This window comes from Phenylobacterium sp., assembly GCF_035309685.1.
In the GTDB taxonomy this organism is placed as follows: Bacteria; Pseudomonadota; Alphaproteobacteria; order Caulobacterales; family Caulobacteraceae; genus Phenylobacterium.
The window spans coordinates 74,808-97,169 of sequence record NZ_DATGEX010000043.1; the positions used below are offsets into that span (position 1 = coordinate 74,808).

At 70.6% G+C, this 22,362-nt stretch carries 18 protein-coding genes; 12 read left to right on the plus strand and 6 right to left on the minus strand.

Annotated features, from left to right (window positions below; translation table 11 throughout):
* Positions 1-6: 6 nt before the first annotated feature.
* Genes VKQ35_RS14070 through VKQ35_RS14080 form a run of 3 tightly spaced genes read right to left on the minus strand, consistent with a single transcriptional unit; the run spans position 7 to position 3,396 of the window.
* Entirely contained in the window at positions 7-993 is a 987-nt protein-coding gene (locus tag VKQ35_RS14070) for a transglutaminase family protein (RefSeq protein ID WP_324362647.1), read from the minus strand.
* 14 nt (positions 994-1,007) lie between these two features.
* On the minus strand, positions 1,008-1,955 hold the full coding sequence (locus tag VKQ35_RS14075; protein WP_324362648.1) for an alpha-E domain-containing protein: 948 nt from the start codon (positions 1,953-1,955) through the stop codon (positions 1,008-1,010).
* A 31-nt stretch (positions 1,956-1,986) separates the two neighbouring features.
* Entirely contained in the window at positions 1,987-3,396 is a 1,410-nt protein-coding gene (locus tag VKQ35_RS14080) for a circularly permuted type 2 ATP-grasp protein (protein WP_324362682.1), read from the minus strand.
* Positions 3,397-3,713: 317 nt separating this feature from the next.
* Here VKQ35_RS14080 and VKQ35_RS14085 point away from each other — a divergent pair, with 317 nt between their 5' ends.
* Entirely contained in the window at positions 3,714-5,474 is a 1,761-nt protein-coding gene (locus tag VKQ35_RS14085; RefSeq protein WP_324362651.1) for an autotransporter assembly complex family protein, read from the plus strand.
* Positions 5,475-5,536: 62 nt separating this feature from the next.
* On the plus strand, positions 5,537-9,622 hold the full coding sequence (locus VKQ35_RS14090) for a translocation/assembly module TamB domain-containing protein (RefSeq protein WP_324362653.1): 4,086 nt from the start codon (positions 5,537-5,539) through the stop codon (positions 9,620-9,622).
* On the opposite strand, the gene phhA is transcribed toward VKQ35_RS14090, so the two are convergent.
* Positions 9,616-10,482, minus strand: a complete 867-nt coding sequence (gene phhA / locus VKQ35_RS14095; RefSeq protein ID WP_324362655.1) for a phenylalanine 4-monooxygenase — start codon at positions 10,480-10,482, stop codon at positions 9,616-9,618. The genes VKQ35_RS14090 and phhA overlap by 7 nt on opposite strands.
* 224 nt (positions 10,483-10,706) lie before the next feature.
* Between phhA and VKQ35_RS14100 the strand changes: the two genes are divergently transcribed.
* Together VKQ35_RS14100 and VKQ35_RS14105 are read left to right on the plus strand one after the other, a co-directional pair.
* Complete coding sequence (locus tag VKQ35_RS14100) at positions 10,707-12,158, plus strand: pitrilysin family protein (RefSeq protein ID WP_324362657.1); 1,452 nt, start codon at positions 10,707-10,709, stop codon at positions 12,156-12,158.
* Positions 12,155-13,030, plus strand: coding sequence for a tetratricopeptide repeat protein (locus tag VKQ35_RS14105; RefSeq protein WP_324362659.1), 876 nt, complete (start codon positions 12,155-12,157; stop codon positions 13,028-13,030). The genes VKQ35_RS14100 and VKQ35_RS14105 overlap by 4 nt, the downstream gene beginning before the upstream one ends.
* A 3-nt stretch (positions 13,031-13,033) precedes the next feature.
* Here VKQ35_RS14105 and hspQ read toward each other — a convergent pair whose 3' ends face one another.
* A complete protein-coding gene (gene hspQ, locus VKQ35_RS14110) occupies positions 13,034-13,363 on the minus strand; it encodes a heat shock protein HspQ (protein ID WP_324362661.1) in 330 nt (109 codons plus the stop codon).
* Positions 13,364-13,542: 179 nt separating this feature from the next.
* On the opposite strand from hspQ, the gene VKQ35_RS14115 reads away from it, so the two are divergent.
* From VKQ35_RS14115 to VKQ35_RS22060, 4 genes are all read left to right on the plus strand, one after another.
* Entirely contained in the window at positions 13,543-14,631 is a 1,089-nt protein-coding gene (locus VKQ35_RS14115) for a Ppx/GppA phosphatase family protein (RefSeq protein WP_324362664.1), read from the plus strand.
* The gene (locus VKQ35_RS14120) at positions 14,628-15,350 is read left to right on the plus strand and encodes an RlmE family RNA methyltransferase (RefSeq protein ID WP_324362666.1); all 723 of its coding nucleotides are present in this window, start codon (positions 14,628-14,630) and stop codon (positions 15,348-15,350) included. The genes VKQ35_RS14115 and VKQ35_RS14120 overlap by 4 nt, the downstream gene beginning before the upstream one ends.
* Positions 15,351-15,785: 435 nt before the next feature.
* A complete protein-coding gene (locus VKQ35_RS14125; protein WP_324362668.1) occupies positions 15,786-16,064 on the plus strand; it encodes a type II toxin-antitoxin system ParD family antitoxin in 279 nt (92 codons plus the stop codon).
* Positions 16,048-16,371 carry a type II toxin-antitoxin system RelE/ParE family toxin gene (locus VKQ35_RS22060; protein WP_414692346.1) on the plus strand — a complete coding sequence of 108 codons (324 nt, stop codon included), beginning with the start codon at positions 16,048-16,050 and terminating at the stop codon, positions 16,369-16,371. Before VKQ35_RS14125 ends, VKQ35_RS22060 begins: the two co-directional genes overlap by 17 nt.
* Here VKQ35_RS22060 and VKQ35_RS14130 read toward each other — a convergent pair.
* Positions 16,345-17,262 carry a LysR family transcriptional regulator gene (locus tag VKQ35_RS14130; RefSeq protein WP_324362669.1) on the minus strand — a complete coding sequence of 306 codons (918 nt, stop codon included), beginning with the start codon at positions 17,260-17,262 and terminating at the stop codon, positions 16,345-16,347. The two genes, VKQ35_RS22060 and VKQ35_RS14130, sit on opposite strands and share 27 nt — an antisense overlap.
* A gap of 343 nt (positions 17,263-17,605) precedes the next feature.
* Here VKQ35_RS14130 and guaB point away from each other — a divergent pair, with 343 nt between their 5' ends.
* The 4 genes from guaB to guaA form a co-directional block, all read left to right on the plus strand.
* Positions 17,606-19,066, plus strand: a complete 1,461-nt coding sequence (guaB, locus tag VKQ35_RS14135; RefSeq protein WP_324362671.1) for an IMP dehydrogenase — start codon at positions 17,606-17,608, stop codon at positions 19,064-19,066.
* A gap of 69 nt (positions 19,067-19,135) precedes the next feature.
* A complete protein-coding gene (locus VKQ35_RS14140) occupies positions 19,136-19,540 on the plus strand; it encodes an MAPEG family protein (protein WP_324362673.1) in 405 nt (134 codons plus the stop codon).
* Positions 19,541-19,546: 6 nt separating this feature from the next.
* Positions 19,547-20,824 (plus strand): RsmB/NOP family class I SAM-dependent RNA methyltransferase, encoded by a 1,278-nt coding sequence (locus VKQ35_RS14145; RefSeq protein WP_324362675.1) that lies wholly within the window; start codon positions 19,547-19,549, stop codon positions 20,822-20,824.
* Between the two features lie 9 nt (positions 20,825-20,833).
* Positions 20,834-22,362 (plus strand): glutamine-hydrolyzing GMP synthase (gene guaA, locus VKQ35_RS14150; protein WP_324362676.1); only part of this gene is annotated, 1,529 nt, incomplete at its 3' end.

A 22,362-nucleotide genomic window follows, 5' to 3' on the forward strand; every position in this document is an offset into this window, starting at 1 on the left:
CGGCGGCTATTGCTGCTGCTGTTGCTGCTGCTGGCGCTGCTGGTCGTAGGCCAGGCCCGAGTACTGGGCGCGGCGCTGGCCGGGCTTGGGCGCCGGCTGCGAGATGCGCAGGAACTCCGGCTCGGAGACCGCGGCGCGGGCCTTGCGCACGGTGACGCCGACCGCGAGTTCGCTCTCCGCGTCGCCCTTGTAGACGCCGCGCGACGGCGGCACGTCGGAATAGTCGCGGCCCACCGCGCAGACGATGTGGCGCTCGGCGCACATGATGTTGTTGGTCGGGTCGAAGCCCACCCAGCGCAGGCTCGGCAGGAACACCTCCACCCAGGCGTGGGTGGCGTCGGGGTCGGAGCGGTCGCCGGCCTTGCGGTCGGTGAACAGGTAGCCGGAGACATAGCGCGCCGGGATGCCCCAGCCGCGGCAGATCGCCAGCATCACGTGCGCGAAGTCCTGGCAGACGCCCTTGCGGGCCTTCAGCACGTCGTCGATGGGGCTGTCGGCGCGGGTGACGCCCGCCTCATAGGCGAAGGCCTCGTAGATCACCTGGTTGAGGTCCATCACCGCGCGCAACGGGTCGCGCACCCGCAGTTCCTCCAGGTTCCGCTCGGCGATGAAGGCGCGCAGGGCCTGCGTCGGGCCGGTGAAGCCGTGGGCGTGCAGGAAGTCGAAGTGCTCGCCGACCACGAAGTCGGACTTCAGCCGGTCCCACTCGCCGCGGTCGAGCTGGGCGGGCAGGTCGGCCAGCGGTTCGGTCTCCACCGCCGAGCGCGCGGTGATGTTCAGCCGCTCGTGCGGCTGGGGGATGTCGAAGTGATAGACCGCGTTGCCGAAAGTGTCGGCGTAGGAGAACAGCTGGGCGGCCGGGTCGATGTCGAGGTCGAAGCTGACCAGCCGCTGATTGGCCCGCTTCTGCGGCTGCATCCACAGCTCCATGACGCTCTCGCGCACCGGCTGGTCGTACTGGTAGCGGGTCGAGTGGCGGACGGAGAGGAGCACGGGGTTTTGGGTCCTTACGCCGGCAGACGCTGTTCGAGGGTATAGGCGACGAAGGTCTCGTAGACTTGGCGGTGCACCGCGGCGCACTCGTCCAGCACCGCGCCCAGGAAGGCGCTGGCGCCGCCGGCCTGCACCTCGCCGATGTCGGCGTACTGCAGGCGCGCGCGCAGGCGCCCGGCCAGACGGTCGGGGCCGGAGACGCCGGCCGCCTCCACATGGCGGCTGATCGAGGTCAGGTGCTCCTCGATGCGCGCGGTGCAGAAGCGCACCGAGCGCGGGAAGTCCTCGTCGAGCAGCAGGAATTCCAGGATGAAGCGCGGCTGCATGTCGGCGGTGTAGACCCGCAGGTACGGCTCCAGCGCGCAACTCATCCGCAAGAGGCTGGTCAGCGCCGAGTGATCGGTGATCGGACGGCGGCGCCGGTCGCCGAAACAGACCTCCAGCAGGGCCCCGATCAGCTGGGCGCGCTCCAGATAGACGCCCAGCAGCAGGAACCGCCAACCCTCGCCGTGGCTCATGGTGGCGTCGGCCGCCCCCTTGAACAGGTGCAGGTCGGCGATGGTCTCGTGCAGGAAAGCCTGGCTGCCGTCGGCGAAGGCGCGGCCGGCTTGGGCGTCGCTCATCCGCAGGTGGACCAGGTTCAGCCGTTCCCAGGTCTCGGTGGTGATCTGGTCGCGCACCTGCCGCGCGTTCTCCCGCGCCAGCCCCAGCGAACTGGCGACCGACCCTGGATCGTCGCGGTCCAGCACCAGCGCCAGCGCCGCCTCGTAGGGGTTGCGCGCCTTGCCGGCGTCGTCGGGATCGCCCACGGCGGCCAGCGCGATGCGGGCGATCTGGGTGGCCGATTCCGTGCGGTCCAGCGTCGCGGTCAGCATGACGTCGGAGAGCCGGCACAGGTGCTCGGCCCGCTCCACATAGCGGCCGATCCAGTAGAGGCTGTCCGCCACCCGAGCGAGCATCATGCGAGCATCTTCCCGGCAACCATGCCCAACATCATGGCTGCAGATCTTTCTTGTCGGTCAGCACCCAGGTGTCCTTCGACCCGCCGCCCTGGCTGGAGTTGACCACCAGCGAACCCTTGCGCAGCGCCACCCGCGTCAGCGCGCCCGGCGTCACCGCGATCTTTTCGCCGGACAGGATGAAGGGCCGCAGATCGACGTGCCGGGAATCGATCTCATGGTCGATCAGGCAGGGGGCGGTGGAGAGCTGGATGGTCGGCTGGGCGATGTAGTTGTTGGGGTCGGCCTTCAGGGCCGCGGCGAACTCGTCCTGCTGGGCCTTGGTGGAGTGCGGGCCGACCAGCATGCCGTAGCCCCCCGACGCGCCTACCGCCTTGACCACGAACTTGTCGAGATTGGCCAGCACGTGGCTGAGCTGCGCGGGCTCGCGGCAGAGGAAGGTCTCGATATTGGGCAGGATGGCGTCTTCGCCCAGGTAATAGCGGATGATCTCCGGCACGTAGGCGTAGACCGCCTTGTCGTCGGCGACCCCGGTGCCCGGCGCATTGCAGATGACCACATTGCCGGCGCGGTAGGCGTTGAACAGGCCGGCCGACCCCAGGCCGCTGTCCCGCCGGAACGTGAGGGGGTCGATGAAGTCGTCGTCGACACGGCGATAGACGATGTCGATCCGGCGCAGACCGGTGGTCGTGCGCATGTAGACCATGTTGTCGTGCACCACGAGGTCGCGGCCCTCGACCAGCGGCACGCCCATCAGCCGCGCCAGATAGGCGTGCTCGAAATAGGCGGAGTTGTAGACGCCGGGCGTCAGCACCACGACCTGCGGATTCGGCCGCCAGTCCGCCGCCATGGACTTCAGCGTGGTCAGGAGCAGGTCCGGATAGCGGTCGATCGGCCGAACCCCAGCCCCCCGGAACGTGCCCGGGAACACCCGCTTGGACGCCTCGCGGTTGGCCAGCATGTAGGAGACGCCGGACGGCACCCGCAGATTGTCCTCCAGGACGGCGAACTGGCCGTCCTCCTGGCGGATCAGGTCCGAGCCGCAGACGTTGGCGTAGGCGCCGTGCGGCACATAGAGGTTCTGCATCTCGCGCCGGTAGGAGGGCGCGCTCAGCACGAGGTCGCGGGGCACCACGCCGTCCATCAGGATCTGCTGGCCGGAATAGATGTCGGCCAGGAACATGTTCAGCGCCTTCAGCCGCTGGGTCAGTCCGGCTTCGATGACCTTCCACTCCTCGGCCGCGATGATCCGCGGCAACAGGTCGGTGGGGATGATCCGCTCGGTGGTGCTCTCCGCGCCGTAGACGGTGAAGGTGATGCCCTGCAGCAGGAAGAAGCGCTCCAGCGTCTTCTGCCGCTCGGCCAATTCGTCGGCGCTCAGGGTGTCGATGCGTTCGGCCAGCGCCGCGTAATGCGGCCGCACGCCGCCCTTGCCGTCGCGCATTTCGTCATAGGGCAGGGCGGGGCCGCGGATTTCCCCGCCCCGGCTGGCCGCTTCGGCCTGAATGGCCTCCACACTCACGCGCGATCTTCCTTTTCCCACCCAACGATCCTTAAGACCCTTAAGGCTTCGCTGAAAGGTGGGCGCGGCCATTCGTCCGTCGAACGCCGTCGCAGCGCCGGGCGCCCAGGCTTTGGGCGCCTAAGTACTGGCCCGTAGGTGACAGCCAGGAGGGCCGCCGGTACATCCGGACAGGGGCGCGAGGATTCGAGAGCTTGGCTCGTCTTTTCTACGCGGTGACGGCTGGAGCCGCCCTTTGCTTGCAGGGCCTGCCTTCCGCCGCCTTGGCCGCTGAGCCGAAGGCCCAGATCGAAGGCGACTTGCCCGCCGACCTGCGGGCCGCGGTCACCCGCGCCGTGGGCGCCGCCGAGCGGCCGATCGAGAACCGCTTCGAGGCCCGCCGCCGCGCCCGCGAGGCCGCCGAGGACGCCATCACCGTCCTGCGCTCCGAAGGCTACTACGCCTACGACGTCCAACCCGACGTGGGCGAGGGCGACGCGCCCAAGGCGCTGGTGAGGATCGCCCCTGGGCCGCGTTTCAAGCTGGGCCAGGCGAAGCTCGACTGGATCGGCGCCCTCCCGGACCCCGCCGCCCTGGCCGCCGCCCAGGCCGCCATGGCGCTGAGGCCCGGCGACCCCGGCCGCGCCGCCGACGTGGTCGCCGCCGAGGGCCGCGTGGTCGCCGCCGTGCAGAAGCGCGGATACGCCGACGTGAAGGCCCAGCCGCGCGAGGTCACCGTCGACCACGCCGACAACACCGTGAACCCTGACTACCGGATCGAGGCGGGGCCGCTGGTCCACCTGGATTCCATCCAGCTCGACAGCAAGGGCCGCACCCATCCCGAATGGCTGCAGCATCTGGCGCCCTGGAAGCACGGGCAGGCCTACGATCCCGACGATGTGGCGGAGCTGGAGCGGCGGCTGCTGGACACCGCGGTCTACGAGTCGGTGACCGTGGCCTTGGCCCCGGCCAGCGACGTCACCCCCGACGGCCTGCGGCCGGTGGTCGTCAGCCTGGCGGAGCGGCAGAAGCGGACCATCGAGGCGGGCGCCAGCTACGACACCACCGACGGGGTCGGCGTCGACGCCAAGTGGACGCGCTACAACTGGCTGGGCCGCGCCGACACCTTCTCGGTGCTCGGCCGCTACTCCAACCTGGATTCCCGCCTGCAGCTCGACCTCAGCCTGCCGCACTGGGACACGCCGAAACAGACGCTTTCGCTGCGCGCCGCCGTCTACCGCAGCAATACGCCGGCCTATGACCAGCAGGGCGTCATGGCCAGCTTCGACGTCACCCACCGCTGGGGCCAGGACGCCACCTTCGGCCTGACCGGGACCTATTTCACCTGGGGCGGCTCGATCGACGCCAGCCGGGTCGATGAGCTGGGCCTTCAGACGCTGACGCCCCTGGGCCGCGATCTGGTGACCTTCGCCGCGCTCGCCGACATGGCTCTGGACCGTTCGGACAATCCGCTGGATCCCCGGCGCGGCTGGCGGATCAGCGCCCGGATCGAGCCCACCCTGCTCACCGGCGACGGCGTGCTGCCCTATGTGAAGCTGCAAGGCCAGGTCTCCGGCTATCTGCCGTTCGACGTGCGGGGCGACACGGTGCTGGCGGCCCGCGTCCGCCTGGGCAGCATCACCGACGGCTCGCTGGGCGATATCCCGGCGCCGCAGCGGTTCTACGCCGGCGGCGGCGGCTCGGTGCGCGGCTTCGGTTTCCAGGAGGTGGGGCCAAGGCTCGCCGACAACACGCCGGAGGGCGGTCTCTCGCTCGCCGAGACCTCGGTGGAGCTGCGCCACCGGCTCACGGAGAAGTGGGGGCTGGTGGCCTTCGTCGACGCCGGCACGGTGGGCGGCGCCCAGTTTCCGAGCTTCCGCGAGCTCAGCGTCGGGGCGGGCCTTGGCGTGCGCTACAACCTGGGCTTCGGCCCGATCCGCGTGGACCTGGCGACCCCGGTCACCAGCCGCAGGGGCGAGGCGCCGCTGCAGGTCTACGTCAGCATCGGACAGAGCTTTTGACCGAGGAAACGCCCCTTCCTCTGCGCCGGGCGCGCCGGGCGCGGACCCTGGGAATAGGGGCCTTGATCGCGGTCGCGCTGGTCGGCCTGTTCCTGGCCGGCGCGCGGTTCGGGGTGCTGCTGCCGCAGACGCGGCTCTTGATCGAGGCCGGCGCCGACGGGCTGAAGGTCGGCCGTTTCGGGCGGCTGAAGATCGAGGGGCTGAGCGGCGACATCTGGCGCGACGTCTCGGTGCGCCGCCTCACCGTGCGCGACGAGAACGGCGTCTGGCTGGAGGCGGATAACGTCCATATGACATGGACTTACCTGCAACTCCTGCGGCGGAATTTCCATGCCAGCCGCATCGATGTTCAGGCGCTGAAAGTGCTGCGCCGCCCGACGCTCACCAAGAAGGGCGAGGACACCGGTCTTCCGCTCTCCTTCCACATCGACCGCGCCAACGCCCGCGTCGAGCTGGCCCCGGCCTTCAGCTATGAGCGCGGCGTCTACGATGTTGGCTTGAACCTCGACGTCGAGCGCAACAACGACATGCGCGGCCAGGCGCGCGTCGCCAGCGTGCTGCATCCCGGCGACTATCTGAACGTCGACTACGACCTGGCGAAGGCCCGGCCCCTGATGCTGCGCATCGACGGCGAGGAGGCGCAGGGCGGCGCGCTCGCCGGCGCCATCGGCCTGTCGGCGAAACAGCCGTTCCTGGTGGAGGTGACCGCGGGCGGCAAGCTGTCGGCCGGCCAATTCACCGCCTTCGCCAACTCCGGCGCGGTCCAGCCGCTGCGACTTGAGGGCGCCTGGAGCAAGGACGGCGGCGACGCCCATGGCGCGGTCCTGCTCACCGCGTCCGCGCTGACCGCGCCCTACGCCCAGCGCTTCGGGCCGCGGGCGAGCTTCGTGCTGGCCGGGCGGCGCGCGGGGCCGGACCTCTTCGCCCTGGACGGCCGCGCAGCCTCGGAGAACCTGACGCTGCGGGCGGTGGGCTTCGGCGACCTCGGCCGGCGCACGCTGGGCCCGCAGGGGCTGAGCGTCACGGCGGAGACCGCGGCGCTGTCGCGCATCACGGGCGGTCCGCAGATGGGGCCGGCGCGGATCGAGGGCCGGATCACCCAGGCCAAGGCAGGCTGGCGGTTTGCGGGCTCGGCGGCGGTGTCGAAGGCGGGCGTCGGCGACTACGCGCTCGCCCAGGCGTCCGGCCCGCTGGAAATCGCCGAGGCCGCCGGTCAGTGGGACATCAAGACGAGGCTCACCGGGGCCGGCGGCCGGGGCGGCGGCTATGTGGCGGCCCTGCTGGGCGCGTCGCCGCGGGCGAGCTTCGATGGGAGCCGGCTCGCCGATGGCCGCCTCTTGATGCGCGAACTGCAGGTCGCCGGCGCGGGGTTGAAGCTCGACGCCACCGGCGGGCGCGGCCTGCTGGGCGGCCTGACCTTCAAGGGCAAGGCGGCCATCTCCAACCTGGCCCAGGCCCACACGGGCGCAACGGGGTCGGCTCAGGCGGACTGGTCGGCGGGGCAGGGCAGGGCTGGCCAGCCCTGGACCTTCAGCCTCGACGCCCGCGGCGACCGTTTCGCCACCGGCTATCCGGAACTCGATCGCCTGCTGGGGCCCAAGCCGCAGCTGAAGGCCCAGGCGAGCCTGCTGGCCCGCCGCCTGACCGTCGCGCAGGCCAGCCTCAACGGCGCGGCGCTCAACGCCACGACGGCGGGCGCGCTGGCCCCCGACGGCGGCCTCGCCTTCAAGGTCGACTGGAGCGCCGAGGGGCCGTTCCAGGCCGGCCCCATCGAGATCGCCGGCAAGGCCAAGGGCTCCGGCGCCATCGCCGGCGCGCTCAGCGCACCCCGCGCCGACCTGACCGCCGACCTGGCCGCCATCGACGTGCCGCGCCTGCCGCTCAAGGACGCGCACCTGACGCTGAGCTTCGCCCGCAAGCCGGACGGCTCAAGCGGCGCCTTCGCGCTCACCGCGACCAGCGCCTATGGCCCGGCCCGGGCGCGCTCGGACTTCCGCTTCCCTGAGGGCGGGATCGACCTGACCGCCCTGTCGCTGGACGCGGGCGGCGTCCAGGCGTCCGGATCACTGTCGCTGCGCCGCAATTCGCCCTCGGCCGCCGACCTGCAGCTCGCCGTCACCCGTGGCGCCTTCCTGGACGGCGGCAAGGTCGCCGGGACCGTGCGCCTCGCCGAGGCGGCGGGCGGCCCGCGCGCCGCGCTCAACCTGACCGCCGAGAACGCGCGGCCGCTCGGCGCGGCCTTCACCGTCCGCGCCGGCAAGCTGACCGCCGAGGGGCCCATGGCGCGGCTGCCCTACGCGGCCCAGGCGACCGGCGTTTCCGACGGCGGCGCCTGGGGCTTCAACGGGCGCGGGAGCTTCGCCGAAGCCAGGCCCGGCTATGCGGCGAGCTTCGACGGGCAGGGCCGGCTGGGCGGCCGCGAACTGCGCACTCTCGAGACCGCCCAGATCCGCTTCGGCGGGCCCGAGCAGAGCGCGCGCCTGAAGCTCGCGGCCTCTGACGGCGGGCGCGTCGACCTCGACGGCCGGCTCTCCGACGCCGGGACCGACATCCGCGCCCAGCTCACCGGCCTGACGCTGGGCCTGCTGGACGAGGACCTGACCGGCAAGACCGACGCCACGCTCAGCCTGCGGGGCGCGGGCGCGCGGCTCGACGGGATCCTGGAGGCGAAACTCAGCGGCGCGCGCGGACGCGGCGCGCCGGCCGCCTCCGGCATCGACGGGACCGTGCGCGGCCGGCTCGGCGACGGCGCGCTGACGCTCGACCTCACTGCCGCCAACGCCCAGGGGCTCAAGGCCAACGCCAGCGTGGTCCTGCCCGCCGAGAGCTCGGCCGCGCCCTTCCGCATCGCCATCGCCCGCCAGAAGGCCATGCGTGGGACATTCGCCGCGTCCGGCGAGGTCCGGCCGCTGTGGGACCTGCTGATCGGCGGCGAGCGCAGCCTGGCCGGCCAGGTGACGGCGCAGGGCACGCTCGGCGGCAGCCTGGACAGGCCCAACGCCGCCGGCCAGATCGCGGTGCAGGGCGGCCGTTTCGACGACGGGGCGACGGGGCTCTCGCTCCGCAATGTGGCGCTCAAGGCCGATTTCGCCCAGGAGGCGGTGAACGTTTCCGAGGCCAATGGCGTCGACGGCCATGGCGGCTCGGTGAGCGGAACCGGCCGCATCAGCCTGGCGCGGGAGGGCAGTTCCAGCTTCCGCCTGGACCTCAAGGGCTTCCGGCTGATCGACAACGACCTGGCCACCGCGTCGGCGACCGGCCAGGCGACCATCGACCGTACCGCCGACGGCAAGGTGCGGCTCTCCGGCGCGCTGCGGCTCGACCGCGCCGACGTGGCCGCCCGCCTGCCGACGCCGTCGGGCGTGGTGGCGATGGACGTCGTGGAGAAGAACCGCCCGCTCGACCTGCCCGCCTCGCTGCCGCCGCCTAGCGTGGGCGGCGGCTGGGCGCTCGACGTGACGCTGAAGGCCCCGCGCGGCGTGTTCCTGAAAGGCCACGGCCTCGACACCGAGCTGTCGCTGGACGCGCGGGTCACCGGCACGACGGCGCATCCGGACCTCACCGGCACGGCGCGGGTGGTGCGCGGCGACTACGATTTCGCCGGCAAGCGGTTCGAGTTCGACTCCGCCAGCGTGGTCTATCTGTCCACCAAGGCCGAGCAGGTGCGCCTCGACCTCACCGCCACCCGCGACGACCCGACGCTCACCGCCTCGGTGCGCATCCGCGGCACCGCCGCCAAGCCGCAGATCACCCTGACCTCGACGCCCAGCCTCCCCAACGACGAGGTGCTGAGCCAGGTGCTGTTCGGGCGCACCGCCTCGCAGCTCTCGCCGCTGGAGGCCGCCCAGCTTGCCTCGGCCCTCTCCTCGCTGGCCGGCGGCGGCGGGCTCGACGTGATCGGCAACCTTAGAACCTTCGCCGGCCTCGACCGGCTGGCGCTCGGCGGCGGCGACGCCGTTTCCGGCGCGGCCAGCATCTCCGGCGGCAAGTACCTGACCAACGACGTCTATCTGGAACTGACCGGCGGCGGTCGCGACGGCGGCGCCGCGCAGGTGGAATGGCGGGTGAAGAAGAGCCTCTCCATTCTCAGTCGGATCGGCGGCCAGGGCGACGGACGCCTCGCCGTCCGCTGGCGCAAGGACTACTGAGCGGCCTTGGCGCTGGCGTAGGCCTGGGTGCCCCGGGTGATCACCCCATCGCTCGGCAGGATCTCGGCGATCGGCACGTCGCGCGCGCCTTCCAGCCGTTCATAGATCGGGGCGAAGTCCTGCAGGGTGGCGTCGAGCAGGGCCTGCAGGGACGGGATCACGAAATAGACCTGCTGGAAGTCGTCGATCCGATAGGGCGTGCGCATCACCCGCTCCAGGTCGAAGGCGAGGCGATTGGGCGAGGGATCGTCGAGCGCGAAGATCGACTCCGCCCGGCTCGACACGATGCCCGCGCCGTAGATCCGCACGCCTTGCGGGGTCTGCAACAGGCCGAACTCGACCGTGTACCAATAGAGCCGCGCCAGGTTCGCGAGCTGGCCGCGCTGCATCGCCCGCAGGCCGCCGCGCCCGTAGGCCGCCATGTAGTCGGCGAACACCGGGTCGGTCAGCATCGGCACGTGGCCGAACACGTCGTGGAAGATGTCCGGCTCCTGCAGGTAGTCGAGCTCCTGCGGCTTGCGGATGAAGCGCCCGGCCGGGAAGCGGCGGTTGGCCAGGTGGTCGAAGAACACCTCGTCGGGAACCAGGCCCGGCACGGCGACGACGCTCCAGCCGGTCAGCCGGTTCAGCTCGGCGTTGATCCGCGCGAAATCGGGGATGCCGGAGCGGTGCAGGTCCAGCGCCTCCAGACCCCTGAGGAACGGCGCGCAGGCGCGGCCCTCCAGCAGGGCGGCCTGGCGCTCATAGAGGGTGATCCAGACCTGGTGCTCGGCCTCGCTATAGCCAGCCCAGTCCTGGTCGATCGTCCAGTCGGCTCTCGCCCCCGCGGGCGGGCCGCTCGTAAAGCCGTCGGCGCTCATGAGCGGGAGAATGGCCGCCTTCGCGGGGAAGTTCCGTTCTGAGTTCGCCGCGAAAGCCGGGGTCGGCGGAAGGATCGTCTCCGCAGGGACGCGGTCGCGCATAATTCGCCCACATGCCGGCCCGGCCGCGCCTCGCAATTGCCACTGTCGGACCTTCCAGACTAAGGCTCGGCGGACGAGGGCCCTTGTTGCTTAGACGAAGACATTTTCCGGCGGCGATCGCCGTGGCGTTCAGCCTTGCCGGCGCCGCCTACGCCCAGCCGGCCGCGGTCGGCCTGGCCGCCGATCCGAACCTGCTGCGCTGGGACCCGTCGATCCGCTACGGCGTGCTCCCCAACGGCCTGCGCTACGCGGTGCAGCACAACGCGCTGCCGAAGGGCGGGGTGGCGCTGCGCCTGGGCATCGGGGTCGGCAGCTTCGACGAGGCCGACGACGAGCGCGGCGCCGCGCACATGATCGAGCACCTGGCCTTCGACGGCGCCCGCTCGTTCCCGGAGCACCAGCTCGACCTGATCTTCGCGCCGCTGCACGTGGCCTGGGCCCGCGACCGCACCGCCACCAGCGACCTGAAGGCGACGATCTATCAGCTGGACCTCCCCAGCACCGACGCCAGCGAGCTTTCAATCGCCACCAAATGGCTGAGCGATGTGGCTGAGGGCCTCGCCTTCGCCGACGCCGCCGTGGCTCGCGAACGCGCCGCCATGGAGAGCGAGCGCCGGGGCCGGGCCGCCGACACCCTGCGGGCGCTTAGGGCCAAGATGGACGCCTTCGAGGACGGCGACCTGCGCTCCGCCGCGCGCCTGCCGATCGGCACGCCCGAGAGCCTGGCCGCGCTCACGCCGGCCCGGCTGCAGAGCTTCTACGACCGCTGGTACCGGCCCGATAACGCCGTCGTGGTGATGGTCGGCGACCTGCCGATCGATGTGCTGGAGCAGAAGGTCAAGGCGACCTTCGGCGACTGGGCGCCGCGCGGCCCGGCCGGCGTCCGCGCGCCCCGCACGCCGCCGACCTCGAGCCGCTCTGCGGAGGCCCTGGTGCTGACCGAGGCGAGCCTGCCGGCCATCGCCGGCATCTGCCGTGTCGCCGCCCCCGACGACGTCAGCGCCGCGCCGGACCAGCGGCTGCACGCGCTGCTGCTGCGCGGCCTCTGGGAAGCGATCCTGCAGGCGCGGATCAACACGCTCAAATCCCGCAAGGACGCGCCCTTCATCGAGGCGACCCTGAACGACGAGGTGCGGCCGGATTCGCTCAAGACCTGCTTCGGCGTCATCCCGCAGCCGGGCCAGGAGGTCCGCGCGGTGGGCATGATCGAGGCCGAGATTCGCCGCTTCGCCGCCGAGGGGCCGACCGAGGAGGAGACCGACGCCGGCCTGGAGCAGGTCCGCGCCTCGGTGCGCGGGGCCATCGCCTCCACCAGCCACGACTCCCGCGACCAGGCCGCCGAGATCCTGACCCGAGGCCTGGACAACCTGGCCCGGCTGACGCCCCGCGAGGGCCTGCGCGCCTTCGACATCCTGATGGAGGACACCCGGCCCGCCACGGTCCGCGCCGCCTTCGCCCGCGACTGGTCCGGCTGGGGCCCGCTGGCCCCGGTCAGTTCGCCCAAGGCGCTGGCGCAGGAGACCGTGCGCACCGCGATGACCAGCGACGAATACAAGTCCACGGGGGCCAAATGAGCCGGCCCTCGCGCGCCGTCGCCGCCGTCCTCGCGCTCATGGCCCTCGCCGGCGCCGCGCACGCCGAGACCCGCGACGAGCTGACCCGCGCCGCCCAGGCCTACCGCGCCCAGCTGCAGGCCAACCCGAACCAGCCGGACGTCCACGCCGCGCTCGGCGAGACGCTTGAGGCGCTCGGCGACGCGGCGGGGGCCATGGCGGAGTACGAGCGCGGCCTGCGCGGGCCCGGCGACACGCACCGCGCGCTCGTCGACCACGGCCGGCTGCTGGTGCGCCAGGGCCGCTTCGACGAGGGCCGCAAGGACTTCGACCGCGCGCTCTCGCAAAACCCGCGCGACGTCGACGCCCTGACTGCGCGCGGCCACAGCTGGGTCGCCGAGGGCAAGGGCAAGAAGGCCGGCGCCGCGCTCGCCGACTTCAACGCCGCCCTGGCCATCAAGCCCACCGACAGCGGCGCTCTGAACGCCCGCGGCGACTTCTACCTGGCGACCCTGAAACCCGAACTGGCGATCGCCGACTTCGACAAGGCGCTCAGCGCCAATCCGAACGACGACGTGATCCTGTTCAACCGCGGCATGGCCTGGAAGCAGCTCAACAAGTACGACCGGGCGCTGCGCGACTTCAATTCGGTGCTGCGGCTGACGCCGGGCGACCCGATGACGCTGGCCGCCAAGGGCGACGCCTACCGCCAGCTCGGCGACCTGTTGCTGGCCCGCGAGTTCTACGATGCGGCCCTGAAGGCCGATCCGAGGAACGCGATTTCGTTGGAGGCGCGGGGCGAGATCCGCATCGCGCTCGGCGATGGACCCGGCGGCGAGGCCGACAAGGCCCAGGCCAAGAAGATCGACCCCTCGGTCGAGCCGCCGCCTTAGGGCCTAGTGCGAAATCCGCGGCCGCAGCTTGTACTGCCCCTCGCGGAACGACTCGAACAGCATCGAGGCCTGCGGGTGGCCGATCGGCTGGCCGGTGTCGTCCGGCACCAGGTTCTGCTCGGAGACATAGGCCACGTAGGAGCTCTCGTCGTTCTCGGCGAGCAGATGGTAGAACGGCTGGTCCTTGTGCGGCCGGATGTTCTCCGGAATCGACAGCCAGTATTCCTCGGTGTTCGAGAAAGTGGGGTCGACGTCGAAGATCACGCCGCGGAACGGATAGATCCGGTGACGCACAACCTGGCCGATCGCGAATTTGGCGCTGTGCATATCCATGGTCCGAATCTACCCCCTTTCTCCTAACCGGGAGGTGAACGTAGCGTTCAATACCTTCCGTTCAAGGCCCACACTTCTTCGGGGCCAAGCCTTCCGAGAGGCGAGTGGGCTTGCTAAGCTCGGGCCCAAGTGAGGCGCGCCGCGTTCGGCCTGCGCCTGCGAAGGACGGGTAGCAGTCCATGACCGAGGCGCCGCGCGCGCCCGCAGCCGCCACAAGCGGCCGGGAGAGACCTGTAGGAGAGCCGCCGTGCTACGGCGCGCTGGACCTGGGCACCAACAATTGCCGCCTGCTGATCGCCACGCCCCAGGGGCCGGGCGGCTTCCGGGTGATCGAGGCCTATTCGCGGATCGTGCGCCTGGGCGAGGGCCTGGCCGCGTCTGGCCGCCTCTCGGAAGAGGCCATGGACCGCGCCATGGCGGCGCTGAAGGTCAGCGCCGAGAAGCTGCGCCGCCGCCGCGTCGCGCGCCTGCGCGCCATCGCGACGCAGGCCTGCCGCATGGCCGAGAACGGCCAGGAATTCCTCGACGCGGTGTTCGCCGAAACCGGCCTGCGCCTGCAGATCATCCCGCCGCAGGAGGAGGCCAGGCTGTCGGTCGCCGGCTGCCTGAACCTGATCGACCGGACCGCCGACGCGGCCCTGGTGGTGGACGTCGGCGGCGGCTCGACGGAACTTTCCTGGGTCGACCTGAAGGGCGCGCCGCCCACCGGCATGCCGCCGCTGCGCGCCTGGCTGTCGATCCCGATCGGCGTGGTGACGCTGGCCGAACGCTTCCCGGAGGGCGAGACGGCGACCGACCCCTGGTTCCGCGCCATGGTCGAGACGGTCAAGACCGAGATCGCCGCCTTCCGCCGCGCCGACGGCCTGCGCGAGGTGTTCGACGCCGACCGCGCCCACCTGATCGGCACCTCCGGCGCCATCACCAGCCTGGCCGGCCTGCACCTCAACCTGCCGCGCTATGACCGCAACCAGGTCGACGGCATCTGGATGACCCGCGACGACTGCGACGCCGCCGCCGGGCGCCTGCTGGTGCTGAACGCCCAGGAGCGCGCGCTACAGCCCTGCATCGGCCCCGACCGCGCCGACCTGGTGCTGGCGGGCGCGGCGATCCTGCAGGCGGTGCAGGAGCTGTGGCCGTGCAGCCGCGTCCGCGTCGCCGACCGGGGCCTGCGCGAAGGCATCCTGTTGTCCCTGATGTCCGAGCGCGGCGGCCGCCATCGCCGGCGCCGCCGCCGGGGTCCCCGGCCAACCGCGGCGGCTGCCGAATGAACGACAAGCCGCCGCCCGAAAAACCTGTGCGCAAGCGGATGGTCAAGCCACCCACTGGCGGGACCGAGTCCGGCCGCGTCGTGCCCGAGCGGCTGAAGACCGCCTGGAAGCGCACGCCCTCGCAACAGGCCTGGCTGAACCGCCAGATCAACGACCCCTTCGCCGCCAAGGCCCGCGCCCACGGCTACCGGTCCCGGGCCGCCTACAAGCTGACTGAACTCGACGACAAGCTGCGCTTGCTGAAGCCGGGCGCGCGGGTGATCGACCTGGGCGCGGCGCCCGGCGGCTGGACCCAGGTCGCCATCGAGCGCGGCGTGACCCGGATCGTCGGCGTCGACCTCTTGCCGGTCGACCCCCTGCCGCCGGCGACGATCCTTGAGATGGATTTCACCGACCCCGCCTGCGGCCCGGAGCTGATCCGCCTCCTGGGCGGCGCGCCGGATCTGGTGATGTCGGACATCGCCCCCAACACCGTCGGCCACCGCCAGACCGACCACCTGCGCATCGTCGGCCTGATCGAGGCCGCCGCCGACTTCGCCATCGAGGTCCTGAAGCCCAATGGCGTCTTCATCGCCAAGGCCTTCCAGGGCGGTGAGACCGCCGAGGTGATCGCGACGCTGAAGCGCCACTTCGCCAGCGTGAAGACGCTGAAACCCAAGGCCAGCCGGTCGGACTCCTCGGAGCTCTATCTGGTGGCGACGGGGTTCAAGGGGAAGTGAGCGAGGGCCTTGGATCGAAAGAGACCTGGGCCGATGTTCATCCTCTGTTGCCCGTGCTCGCGGTCCTTGTGGTCATCGGCCTCGTGTGGAGCGTCGTCGAGTGGGTTCCGCTAGGCCCGGCCACGACGGTTCGCGGCGTGATCCTCAAGATCGCTCCCTACAATGGCTGGGGCCGGTACGAGCGGCAGCTTGTGACTGTCGACATCAATGGCACGGCGACAGTTCTCAGCCCGTTGGCCGCAAAGGGGTGCGCGGTCGGAGATGCGATGTTGCTTCGACAGCAACGGCATGTCTTCGGCGTGAGCCTCATTCCCGGCTATGGAGTGCCCTGTAAGCCTAGGAGTTAGGCCCGCCGGGCCACATGGTTGAGCGGGGCAGGTGGGACTTGCTGGGCGTATGACAAAGTCATACTTTGCGGGCCGAAGGAGACTCGCCATGCCGCGCATGAGCCAACCCGTTACGGTGACCCTTGGTCCGCTCAGGCAATTCGTCGATCAACAGGTCGAGCGGGGAAACTACGCCTCGGCCAGCGAAGTCGTGCGCGCCGGCCTTCGGGCGTTGGAGCGCCAGGAGGCGGCGGTGGATGACTGGATGCGTGCAAAGATCGAGGAGTCTTTGAACGATCCCCGCCCGGACATCCCGGCGGAAGAGGTCTTCGCCGAACTCCGAGCTCGCAACGCGGCTCGGCGCGCGGTCGATGCCGAGCGCAAATAGGGTCAGATTCAGACCTGAGGCGCGGGGCGATCTCCTCGCGCTTCATGACTACATCGCTGACCGATCCGGTGGCGCGGTGGCGGGTCGCTATATCGAAAGAATAGAAACGGCTTGCCTCGGGTTGGCGGACTTTCCGATCCGTGGGACTCGCCTGGAAACGCCCGGCGGCGACTTGAGAATAATCGGCTTCGAACGACGGGCGACCATTGTCTTCCGCTTGCTGGGCGATGACGTTCAGATCGTTCGGGTGCTCTACGGCGGTCGTGACGTCGAAGCGACGCTAGGCCAAGACCCGCACGACGCTTGAGCTCGTGGGCGGCTCCGGCGTCTTCGCCCCCTGTTCCACCAGCCATCGCCGAAACACCCCCAGCGCCCGGCTTTCGGCGCCCGGCGCGGCCAGCAGCGCAAATGCGCTCTCCGCCCGCCGAAACCCGAGCGGGGCGACCAGCCGGCCCTCGGCGATCTCGTCGGCGACCATTGGCCAGGACATGATGGCGACGCCCAGGCCCGCGATCGCCGCGTCGAGGGCGTAGTGGATGTGGGCGAAGGGCTGCTCCGGGGCGGGCGCGAGCTCGAAGCCGGCCACCGCGGCCCAGATGGCCCAGCCCTGCGGGTGCGACTGCGAGCCCAGGCGTGGCGCGGACAGCGGGTCGCCGGCGAAGCGCTCGGCGAGCGCCGGTGTCATCACAGGGCCGGTGAAGTTCTGAATGAACGGGGTGACCAGCGGGTCGGCGAGTCGGGCGGCCAGCGCGATGCGCACCACCGCGTCGGCGCCCCGGTGCGAGGTCGCCTGCGACGGCAACTCCTCCAGGTGCAGGCGGATCTCCGGATGGCGCTGGGCGAAATCGCCCAGGCGTGGGATCAGCCACTTCACCGAGAGGCTGGCATTGACCGCCACGTGCAGGTCCTCGCCATCGCTCTTCAGCCGGCGCACCGCCGCGGCGATGCCGTCGAAGGCTCCGGTCAGCGCCGGCAGCAGCTCCTGGCCGGCCGGGGTCAGCGTCAGGCGGTGCTTGGGCCCCTGGAACAGCCGCACGCCCAGATGGGCCTCCAGCGCCTTCACCTGCCGGCTGACGGCGCTGTGCGTAACGTTCAGCTCCTCGGCCGCCAGGGTCGCGCGTCCGGTCCGCGCCATGGCCTCGAAGGCCCGCAGCGCATTCAGCGAGGGCAGGGCCTTTGATGTGAGATTATCGAACATGTTCGGGTAAATATGTCGATTTCCGCGCAACTGCAATTGCGGCATGCACGGATATGGAGCGGTCCCTCACCTTGCAGCAGCCCTTCAGCCTCCGCCGTGAAGGCGTTGCGGCCGCCGCCGACCGGCTCTTCACCTCACTGCTCGCCATGACGCTCGGCCGCCGTGCGCGGGAGGCCGCCGGCGCTCGGCCACGCGAGGAAGCCTGGCACAGCTACGCCGTCTATTCGGGCGCGCTCAGCCCGCGCCACCACAAATCCTCCCGGAGACTCCCATGACCCTCCACCAGCCCTTGCCCCTGGCGGCCTCTGACGCGTATAGCCAACCCGCAAAACGAGGTACTCCCATGGAGATTCGCGAAGGGCTCACCTTCGACGATGTTTTGCTTGAACCCGGCCCGTCCGATGTGATGCCCACCCAGGTGGATGTCGCGACCCGGTTCACGAAAGAGATCGCACTGAACATCCCGCTGGTGTCCGCCGCCATGGACACCGTCACCGAAAGCCGGCTGGCCATCGCCATGGCCCAGAACGGCGGTTTGGGCATCCTGCACCGCAACTTCACCGTCGAGGAGCAGGCCGATCAGGTCCGCGAGGTGAAGCGCTACGAAAGCGGCATGGTCATCAACCCGCTGACCATCCATCCGGACACCCCGCTCAGCGAAGTCCGCGAGATCAAGGCGCGCCGCAAGATCTCCGGCTTCCCGGTGGTCGACGACAAGGGCAAGCTGGTCGGCATCCTGACCAACCGCGACATGCGCTTCGAAGGCAGCGCCGAGGTGCCCGCCAAGGCGCTGATGACGCACGAGAACCTGATCACGGTGAAGGAAGGCGTCAGCCAGGCCGAGGCCCGTGAGCTGCTTCGCCGCAACAAGATCGAGCGGCTGATCGTCGTCGACGACGACTACCGCGCCGTCGGCCTGATCACCGTCAAGGACATGGAGAAGTCCGAGGCCCATCCCAACGCCGCCAAGGACGCCCAAGGCCGCCTGCTGGTCGGCGCGGCGTCCACGGTCGGCGACAACGGCTTCGAGCGCTCCATGGCGCTGGTCGACGCCGGCGTCGACGTGGTGGTGATCGACACCGCCCACGGCCACAACATCGACGTCGCCAAGGCGGTCGGGCGCATCAAGCGCGAGACCAACCGCGTGCAGATCGTCGCCGGCAATGTGGCCACCTACGACGGCGCCCGCGCGCTGATCGACGCCGGCGCCGACGCGGTGAAGGTCGGCATCGGCCCGGGCTCCATCTGCACCACCCGCATCGTCGCCGGCGTCGGTGTGCCGCAGCTCACCGCCATCGCCGACGCGGTGCGCGCCGCCGAGGGGACCGACGTGCCGGTCATCGCCGACGGCGGGATCAAATACTCCGGCGACCTGGCCAAGGCGCTGGCCATGGGGGCCTCGGTCGCCATGATGGGCTCGGTGTTCGCCGGGGTCGACGAGGGGCCGGGCGAGGTGTTCCTCTACCAGGGCCGCTCCTACAAGACCTACCGCGGCATGGGCTCGCTCGGGGCGATGTCCCGCGGCTCCGCCGACCGCTATTTCCAGAAGGACGTCACCGACGCGCTCAAGCTGGTGCCGGAAGGGATCGAGGGGCAGGTGCCCTACAAGGGCCCCATCGCGCCGATCCTGCACCAGATGGTCGGCGGCCTGCGCGCCGCCATGGGCTATGTCGGCGCCGCCAACCTGGTCGAGTTCCGCAACCGCGCCCGGTTCATCCGCATCACCGGCGCGGGCCTCCGGGAGAGCCACGTCCACGACGTGATGATCACCCGCGAGGCGCCCAACTATCCGAGCCCGGTCTAACCGGGCTCGCCGCAGGCTCTAACGCCAGCCGGCCGATCCCGAGCCGGCGGCGAAACGGGGGAGGCGACTATGGGTGCATCTGTTCCGATGGAGTTGAAGCTGTTGCTGGCGGCCGTGATCATCGGCCTGGTCCAGATCGTCTGGGCCGCCGCCGCCGGCAGCGGCGGTGAGCGCGATTTCGCGTGGCTTTCGGGGCCCAGGGACGATCCGCGGCCGGTGGGCACGGTGGCCGGCCGGCTCGACCGGGCGCTGAAGAATTTCCTGGAGACCTTCCCGCTGTTCGCGGCCGCCCTGCTGGCCTGCCTGGCGGCCGGCAAGCTAGGGTCGCTCACGCTCTACGGATCGGCCCTGTACGTGGCCGCCCGCGCCCTCTATGTGCCGGTCTACGCTGCGGGCATTTCGATGGTGCGGACCTTGATCTGGGCCGCCAGTTTGATCGGCCTGATCATGGTGATCGTGGCGTTCTTCCAGTGAGGTCCCTTGCGTGACGCCGGACGCCTCGCGGCGGCAATCGAAGTCCTGACCCAGATCGACGAGCGGCATCGCCCTGTGCGGATGGCGCTGAAAAACTGGGGGGAGTCCGCGCGTTACGCAGGGTCGAAGGACCGGGCCTTCGTGTCCGGCCTGGTCCTCGATGTTCTGCGCCGCCGCCGGTCGCTCAGCTGGCGGATGGGCGACGACAGCCTGCGCGCCGCCGCGCTCGGCGCGCTGGCGTTCGTCTGGGGCTGGCCGCTGGAGCGGGTCGCCGAAGCGGCCGGCGAGGAACCCCACGGCCCGGGCCCCCTGACGGACGCTGAGCGGGCGGCGCTCACGGCGCCCCGCAACCTCGCCGAAGCGCCACCGCCGGTGCGCGGCGACTATCCCGATTGGCTCGACGCGTCTTTCGCGCGCGCCTTCGGCGACGCCAGGGGCGAGGAGGGCGCGGCGCTCTCCGAGCGGGCGCCGGTGGACCTGCGGGTCAATCTGCTGAAGTCGGATCCCGAGCGGACCCTGAAGGCCCTGACGTCGCTGGCCGCCGAGCCGGTCGACCTCTTGCCGACGGCGCTCCGCATGCCCGCGCTCGACCCCATGACCCGCAGCGGCGCCGTCGAGACCATCCCGCAGTTCTCCAAGGGCTGGTTCGAGGTGCAGGACCTGGGCTCGCAGATCGCGGCGGCCTGCGCCGGCGAGGTGAAGGGCAAGCAGGTCCTCGACCTCTGCGCCGGCGGCGGCGGCAAGACGCTGGCGCTGGCCTCAGCCATGGGCAACTCCGGCCAGATCTACGCCTACGACAGCGATGCGCGGCGCCTGGCCGACACCATCCGCCGCGGCGACCGGGCGGGCGTCCGCAACCTGCAGGTCCGCTCGCCGGTGAACCCCGAGCCGCTCAAGGGGCTCGAAGGCAAGATGGACGTCGTTTTCATCGACGCCCCCTGTTCCGGCACGGGCTCGTGGCGGCGCCACCCCGACACCAAATGGCGGCTGACGCCCGACACCCTGGAAAAGCGCATGGCCGACCAGGACGCCGTCCTCGACGCCGGCGCGACCTACGTGAAGCCCGGCGGCCGCATGGTCTACGTCACCTGCTCGGTGCTGCCGGAAGAGGACGAGGACCGCGTCGCCGCCTTCCTGGCCCGCACGCCGGGGTTCGCCCCGACGCCGGCCAGCGCCGACGACAAGCTCACCCGATACCTCACCCCTGACGGTTTTTTGCGCCTGTCCCCACTTACCGCCGGCACCGACGGCTTCTTCGTCGCCGTGCTGGAGAAACCCCGCTAACGGAGCCCCATGTCCACGCCCGCTCACGCTCCCGATCATGAACGCGTCCTGATCGTCGATTTCGGCAGCCAGGTGACCCAGCTGATCGCGCGCCGGCTGCGCGAGGCCGGCGTCTATTGCGAGATCCACCCCTACGACAAGGTGGAGGCGATGCTGGACGCCTTCGCGCCCAAGGCGGTGATCCTGTCCGGCGGTCCGGCCAGCGTGCACGAGGCGGAAAGCCCCTCGGCGCCCCAGAAGATCTTCGAGCTCGGGGTGCCGGTGCTCGGCATCTGCTACGGCGAAATGACCATGTGCGCCCAACTGGGCGGGGCGGTGGAGGGCGGCCACGCCCGCGAGTTCGGCCGCGCCGAGATCCTCATCGAAAAGCTCTCGCCCCTGCTGGAGGGCCTGGGCGAACCGGGCGCCCAGGAGCCCGTCTGGATGAGCCACGGCGACAAGATCACCGCCATACCGCTGGGCTTCGAGGTGGTGGCCGCCTCCGAGGGCTCGCCCTACGCCGTCATCGCCGACGAGGGCCGCCGCTTCTACGGCATCCAGTTCCACCCCGAAGTCGCCCACACCCCACGCGGCGCGCTGATGCTGCGCAACTTCACCCACAGGATCGCCGGTCTCTCGGGCGACTGGACCATGGCCTCCTTCCGCCAGGAGATGGTCGCCAAGATCCGCGCCCAGGTCGGCAAGGGCCGGGTGATCTGCGGCCTCTCCGGCGGTGTCGATTCCTCGGTGGCCGCCGTCCTGATCCACGAGGCCATCGGCGAACAGCTCACCTGCGTCTTCGTCGACACCGGCCTGTTGAGACTGAACGAAGCCGAGCAGGTCGTGACCCTCTTCAGAGATCACTACAACATCCCGCTGATACACGTTGACGCCTCAAAGGAATTCCTCGGCGCGCTCGCCGGCGTTTCCGACCCCGAGACCAAGCGCAAGATCATCGGCCGCGTCTTCATCGAGGTCTTCGACCACCAGGCTTCCATGGTCGAGGGCGCGCAGTTCCTCGCCCAGGGCACGCTCTATCCCGACGTCATCGAAAGCGTCTCGGCCCGCGGCGGCCCCTCGGCGGTGATCAAGAGCCACCACAACGTCGGCGGCCTGCCGGACTACATGAAGCTGAAGCTGGTCGAACCCTTACGCGAACTCTTCAAGGACGAGGTCCGCGCGCTGGGCGTCGAGCTCGGCCTGGCCCCCGCCTTCGTCGGCCGCCACCCGTTCCCAGGCCCCGGCCTCGCCATCCGCATCCCCGGCGAGATCACCCGCGAAAAGGTCGCCGTGCTGCAGCAGGCCGACGCCATCTACCTCGACGAGATCCGCAAGGCCGGCCTCTACGACTCCATCTGGCAGGCCTTCGCCGTCCTGCTGCCGGTGAAGACCGTCGGCGTGATGGGCGATGCGCGCACCTACGAGGACGTGCTGGCGCTTCGCGCCGTCACCTACACCGACGGCATGACCGCCGACTTCTTCGAATTTCCCTGGGACGTGCTGGGCCGCTGCGCCACCCGCATCATCAACGAGGTGAAGGGCGTGAACCGCGTGGTCTA